General features: G+C 54.0%; 6 protein-coding genes and 1 pseudogene. 4 read left to right on the top strand and 3 right to left on the bottom strand.

The window, feature by feature from the left end; all coding sequences use genetic code 11:
• Together M3P21_RS22065 and M3P21_RS22060 are read right to left on the bottom strand one after the other, a co-directional pair.
• On the bottom strand, positions 1-174 hold a 174-nt coding region (locus M3P21_RS22065), incomplete at its 3' end, for a transposase (protein WP_249713665.1).
• A gap of 107 nt (positions 175-281) precedes the next feature.
• The gene (locus M3P21_RS22060; RefSeq protein ID WP_249713664.1) at positions 282-1,175 is read right to left on the bottom strand and encodes a LysR family transcriptional regulator; all 894 of its coding nucleotides are present in this window, start codon (positions 1,173-1,175) and stop codon (positions 282-284) included.
• Between the two features lie 185 nt (positions 1,176-1,360).
• Here M3P21_RS22060 and M3P21_RS22055 point away from each other — a divergent pair, with 185 nt between their 5' ends.
• The 3 genes from M3P21_RS22055 to M3P21_RS22045 all read left to right on the top strand — a co-directional run bounded on the left by M3P21_RS22055 (position 1,361) and on the right by M3P21_RS22045 (position 4,588).
• Positions 1,361-2,203, top strand: a complete 843-nt coding sequence (locus M3P21_RS22055) for a transporter substrate-binding domain-containing protein (RefSeq protein WP_249713663.1) — start codon at positions 1,361-1,363, stop codon at positions 2,201-2,203.
• Positions 2,204-2,304: 101 nt separating this feature from the next.
• On the top strand, positions 2,305-3,378 hold the full coding sequence (locus M3P21_RS22050) for an Ldh family oxidoreductase (RefSeq protein WP_249713662.1): 1,074 nt from the start codon (positions 2,305-2,307) through the stop codon (positions 3,376-3,378).
• The gene (locus tag M3P21_RS22045; protein ID WP_249713661.1) at positions 3,371-4,588 is read left to right on the top strand and encodes an FAD-dependent oxidoreductase; all 1,218 of its coding nucleotides are present in this window, start codon (positions 3,371-3,373) and stop codon (positions 4,586-4,588) included. The genes M3P21_RS22050 and M3P21_RS22045 overlap by 8 nt, the downstream gene beginning before the upstream one ends.
• A gap of 52 nt (positions 4,589-4,640) precedes the next feature.
• Here M3P21_RS22045 and M3P21_RS22040 read toward each other — a convergent pair whose 3' ends face one another.
• Positions 4,641-5,261 (bottom strand): DDE-type integrase/transposase/recombinase, encoded by a 621-nt coding sequence (locus tag M3P21_RS22040; RefSeq protein ID WP_249713660.1) that lies wholly within the window; start codon positions 5,259-5,261, stop codon positions 4,641-4,643.
• A gap of 63 nt (positions 5,262-5,324) precedes the next feature.
• Here M3P21_RS22040 and M3P21_RS22035 point away from each other — a divergent pair.
• Positions 5,325-5,685, top strand: a pseudogene (locus tag M3P21_RS22035) (IS6 family transposase); the annotation flags it as partial.

Raw genomic sequence — 5,685 nt, 5'->3', positions numbered from 1 at the left:
CCGGCGCGTAAAAGCCATCGCCATGGTCTCAATCGCTGCCCGTTTCCACGTGCCAATCTGAGTCGGATGGACACCATATTTCTTGGATAATTCCGCCAGCGTCATCTCTTCGCGGATTGCCTCAAGCGCAACCTTCGCTTTGAATTCAGGAGAATGGGTTTTTCGTTTCTTCATTCTGGATCGTCACGTTCTTCATGCAATCCACCTTAACCACTGGTCCGAATTTCCGCGACAACCTCTGTCCTCTTGTGTGTGCCGGTGCTTTGGTAGCGCCGCTCAGATCAGAACGATTGCAAAAAAGTTGCAAGCCGGACGATAGGCCGTCTGCTCTGGGGTTCTTTTGAATACACGGCCACGTAGTCAAAACTCATTTCGAGCACCGGTCCTGTCGGACAGACTAGGTGACCCGCATTTATCGTCTCCCTAACAAGTTTTTCGGAAACCAGGGCGATCCCTGCACCAGCTTCCGCAGCCATTATTGCGTCAGACGTGCGATTGAAGATCAATCCGGAATGGAGGAACTCAGGTTTCGCAATTCCGGCTCGCGCGAACCACGCCTGCCAAGAGGCTTCGGTTGCCAGCATTGTACCCCAATCGCTGTGAATAAACGCGCTTTGAGGGACATTGTGCAGTGTCCCCTCCGCATCCCCCCAAGTCTCCCAAAATTCGGGACTGCATACCACGATAGATTGGTCGGCGTACAAGGTGACTTTCTCCATACTCCTGTAGAGTGAGGAATCGTAAGTCACGCGCATGTCGATGTGATTTTCCTGAAAATCAACAGGGTCTTCTTCGGCTCTTAGTTCTATCGAATAGTCCGTCTCGGCTTTGAAACGAACAAGCCTATTCAGCAACCATCTGTCGCATATCGAAGGTAGCGCGCTAACTGTGAGAGTCGGTGCGACCGGACCGGACATGACTTGCTGGGTCGTTCGGAATATCCTGTTGAATGCTTCACTTGAGGAAGAATAGATCACGCGCCCCACCTCGGTCAGGCGCAATTTGTTGCCATGCCGATGAAAAAGGGTTTTCCCAAGATGGTCTTCGAGACGCTTGACCTGAATGCTGACGGCGGCTGAACTGACGCCCAACTCTTTAGCGGCGCGTACAAAGCTACCGGTTCGGGCGGCTGTCTCGAACGTACGCAAGCCATTCAAGGACGGGGGGTTTTTCATGGTCACTATAATTTATGTTGTCTTACCTTACAATTAATATTGTTGACGTCAACGGGTCTCGAAGGCCGAATTTGTCCACCGAATTCACATCTGATTGCGGCGGTGTAGATCGGCGCGAATGTGTCGGCCCTGGTTCAGTGGCGCTTACCGGGGCGGCGAAGTTACAAAAGATGAGGGAGAATGACATGACCACGAAACGACAATTGATAGGCGTGGCAGCCGCGCTCGCGGCGGCTGCGGCCCTGCCCAAACAGGCCCGTGCCCAGGGGACTGGTGATGTGCAGCAGGAGCTTAGCAGCGAGAGTGTCATCGAAGGGATCAAGCGCCGTGGTGTCATCCGTATCGGGCTTGGAATGTTTGTCCCCTGGTCAATGCGCGATACCAACGGCGATCTCATCGGGTTCGAACTGGATGTCGGCCGCAAGTTGGCAAACGAGATGGGGGTAGAGGTCGAGTTTGTCCCAACTGCATGGGATGGCATCATACCGGCGCTTATAGCGGGCAGTTTCGATGTCATAATATCGGGCATGACCATCACTGCACAGCGCAACCTGACAATCAATTTTTCAGACCCTTATGCATGGTCAGGGGCAACCATTTTGGCCAACCGGGCGATGACAGAAGGATTTACGATAGAGAGCTACAATCAGCCCGATGTCACCTTCTCGGCGCGCCGAGGTTCCAACACGGCAACCTACATAACGCAGCTTTTCCCTGATGCCCGGCTGTTGCAATTTGACGAAGATGGCGCTTCCACCCAGGAGGTTCTAAATGGCAATGCTCATGCGACGCTGGCCAGCGAGCCGACCCCTTCGCGTGAAGCAAGAAACTATCCCGATACACTGCACGTTCCCTTCAATGAGACCTTTAACGCGGTCGGTGACTCTTTCGGCTACAGAAAAGGTGATCCGGACGCCGCGAACTTCTTCAACAATTGGATCAGGTCACAATGGCGGCTCGGCTGGTTGAAGGAGCGCAACGATTACTGGTTCCGTGGCACGGACTGGGAAGATCAGGTTGATCTTTGATTTTCTCTCCCCTTCGCGAGATACATGCTGGCTGGTAGCCGACTTCAAACGATTGACGGACCATTCACTTTCTAAGGGTGAATATCCGGCAACCTGCCAATATGTTTCGCTGGGCGCTTGTATATGTGCACCGTCACTTTAAGAAATTTCCAAAGGTTAACTACAACGAAATGACACAAATTTCATTACCTATCAAAGAATTGGAAGAGCTGTGTATGGACGCGCTGCAATTGCAAGGTGTCATGGAATCCGACGCGCGCGAGATTCTGGATGTGCTGATGTATGCAGAATTGCGCGGAAACAACCAAGGCTTGGTGAAGATCCCGCTTGGTGGCGTTCTGCCGCGGCCCGACGCGGCCCCGATAGAGATGCACGACGTCGCCACGTCGGTCGTACATATCAATGCCAACGGGTCGGCAGGTATCGTGACGACGCTACAAGCCACAGCGGAGGCCGCACGCCGTGCGCAGGCACACGGGATTGCGCTTGTCGGCACACGCAACCTGTCCAGTTCAACAGGTGCGATTGGGTTTTACGCCGAGCGGCTCGCCAAACAGGGTCTGGTCGGCATTATCATGTCGGGATCCCCGAAGGCGGTTGCCCCCGCCGGTGGGACAAAGCCAATCTTTGGAACCAACCCCATTGCGATCTCGGTGCCATCGGCCGAGGCCCCGATAACCTTCGACATGTCAACAGCATCTATCGCTTGGTATGGCGTCATCCAGGCCATGCAGCGCGGCGAACAACTGCCTGAGGGGCTTGCATTCGATGCAGACGGAAATCCGACCACAGATCCATCCGAAACTCTGCGCGGCGCGATCAAGGCCTTTGCAGCTCACAAGGGATCCGGGCTTGCGCTAATGATTGAGATGCTAACTGGTCCCCTTCTCGGAAACGCGCTTGCGGGGGACGAAGATGTTACCACCAATTGGGGAAATCTGGTTATCGCGATTGACCCCGAAAAGTTTGGGGACCCCGACACTTTTGTCAGCAACGTTTCCAAGCTTGTCGGTTTGGTGCGTGGTTCAGCCCCTCAATCATCCAGTGCAGAAGTTCTCTTGCCCGGCGAACGCGGAAATCGGGAATCTGCAAGCAACCGTTCCAGCGGCACCATTTCGGTAGACAAATCACTCATTGAGAAGCTGCGATCCGTAACAAGCGCACAAAATGGCTAAGCAAGACCGTGTTCTGGTTATTGGTGCTGGTGTTGTCGGCCTGACATCCGCTTATTACCTCAACAGAGCGGGCTACAAAGTTACTGTGCTTGAGCGTGCTGACAGTGTCGCAACAGAAGGTAGCCACGCGAATGCGGGCACCTTATCCAGCTTTCGCGCGCAAAGCTGGGCGAGCCCGGCCTCATTGTTGAAATTTCTTGGTGGATTTCGAAGAAAGGACAGCGTCTTCAGGATGCGCCTGACCAGAGACAAGGGTTTTTTGATTTGGTGTGTGATCTTCCTCAGGCATTGTCTTCCCGGAGCGACCACCGGGATCAATGCAGAACTCAAGGCGCTTGTCATTGAAACCCAAGAGATGCTGAAAGAGCTGATGGGCGAACTCGGTGGTGATTTTTCTCTGACGCAGGGCGGATTATACTTGGTCCGCTCACAAGACAAGATCCGAAAGCTTCAGGCGCAAAACGGCTTAAGCGACAGCCCCGGCTACGCAAGGCTCCTGTCAGCCGAGGGCTTGTTGTCGCTCGAACCAGCACTTGAACAGTCTCAGATAGAATTTTCCGGAGGTGTTTATGTTGAGCAAGATTACTCAGCCGACTGCCAAGCATTTTCTTCTGCTTTGGGCGATTATCTCAGGACCAAAATGGGCGTAAAGCTATTGTTCGCCAGAACGGTCGAAGAAATCAGGCAGACAAGACAGGAAGTCATTGTCTCAACGCGGGACGAAGATTTTCGCACCGATAAGGCTATCATCTGTGCGGGTGCAGCGACTTCACTTTTGTCACGGAATTTTGGATTTGACCCGAAGATTTACCCAATCAAAGGATACAGCGTTACGATACCGATCCTCAAGCGTTCGCGCGTTCCCTCATTATTCGCGGTCGATGAAGCTGCATTTGTTGCCTATTCCACGCAGGGAGGAAGCTTTCGTTTGGCATCCTTCGTAGAAAATGCGGGTTTCGACCGTTCATTGGACGACGCAGCAGTCGAGCACCTTTGCAACTATGCAAGTCAGGTTGCCCCAGGGGCATTTGATTTGGGAGCAGCGGAGGCACATGCCTGCTTGCGGCCAATGACACCCGGTGGAAGCCCTGTGATCTGCAAACCTAGGCCTGATTGCAATATCTGGATCAACTCCGGACATGGGCACAAAGGGTGGGGGATTTGTTGTGCTACCGCCAAGCGGCTGACCGCATTGGTTGAACAAATCTAACGGTGTTGTCACATTAACTTCCGGGCCGCCGGTGAATGCTGATGCTCGGAATTCAAGCGGCTCGAGTGGTGGCATTCCAGGCGTCAAATGCCTCGAGGCGGTGATATCGGGTTGTTAATGCGGAGCGGCGGCGAGCGGGGACACAGAAGCAATTTCGAGTGGCTGAGTGGGTCGCCACGAACCGCTGTAGCCCTCCTGGAGACCTGTGGTCTTGCATTGTCCGTTCACGCTTTCGGAAAGGGAGGTGGCTGTTCTCGGTTCGATTGTTCAAGCCCTTGTGCGACCAATGATCCAGCCCTGACGCGACCTCACGCTTGGCGGCACCATACGAGCGCAGTTTGTCCGTAATGATCCGCTTTTGAATGAACCCAAGACGCTTCATCAAGCGGCGCAACAGCCGTTTAGCAGCCCGTTTGTCGCGCTGCGGTTGGACTATTTCGTCCAGCACGACACCGTGCGGATCGACCGCGCGCCAAAGCCAATACTTGCGACCTGAGATTCTCACGGCGCCTTCATCCAGATGCCAGACATCACCTGGACGGTTCTGTCTCTGCAGCAGCATTTCTTCTACTTCCCGCAGACTTAGATTGAAGCGAAAGTACAGCCACACCGCGTGCGCGATGATCTGAGGAGGAAACCGATGACGCTTGTAGCAGATTGATGATGCCTTCATCGCTGCCACCTACGCTCGATTCCAGACGCAAGCAACCGATCGACGATAAACGTGACAACGGCTTTTCGCTTCCCACTTAGCTTGCGTATGGTCGAAGTCCTGTTGGCAGAATGCGGTATCATCGTGTCACACCAAACGATCCGCATGTGGGCGGAGAAATTCGGGCGTCAGTTTGCCGGAACAATCAGGCGCCGCTCAGCTGGGCAGTTTGATGGTAAATGGCACGCCGACGAGGTCGTTATCGTGATCCAGGGTAAGAAACACTGGCTTTGGCGGGCGGTTGACCAAGACGGATTTGTCCTTGATGTGCTTGTGCAGAGTCGACGCAACACCAAAGCAGCCTGGCGGTTGATGCGAAAGCTGCTCAAGCGGCAGGGAATTATCCCGCGCGTCATGATCACTGATAAACTGCGCTCGTACCGGG

Origin of the sequence: Ruegeria spongiae (genome assembly GCF_023502395.1) — a bacterium.
GTDB lineage: Bacteria > Pseudomonadota > Alphaproteobacteria > Rhodobacterales > Rhodobacteraceae > Ruegeria_C > Ruegeria_C spongiae.
This window is presented reverse-complemented; position numbering and strand designations above follow the sequence as displayed.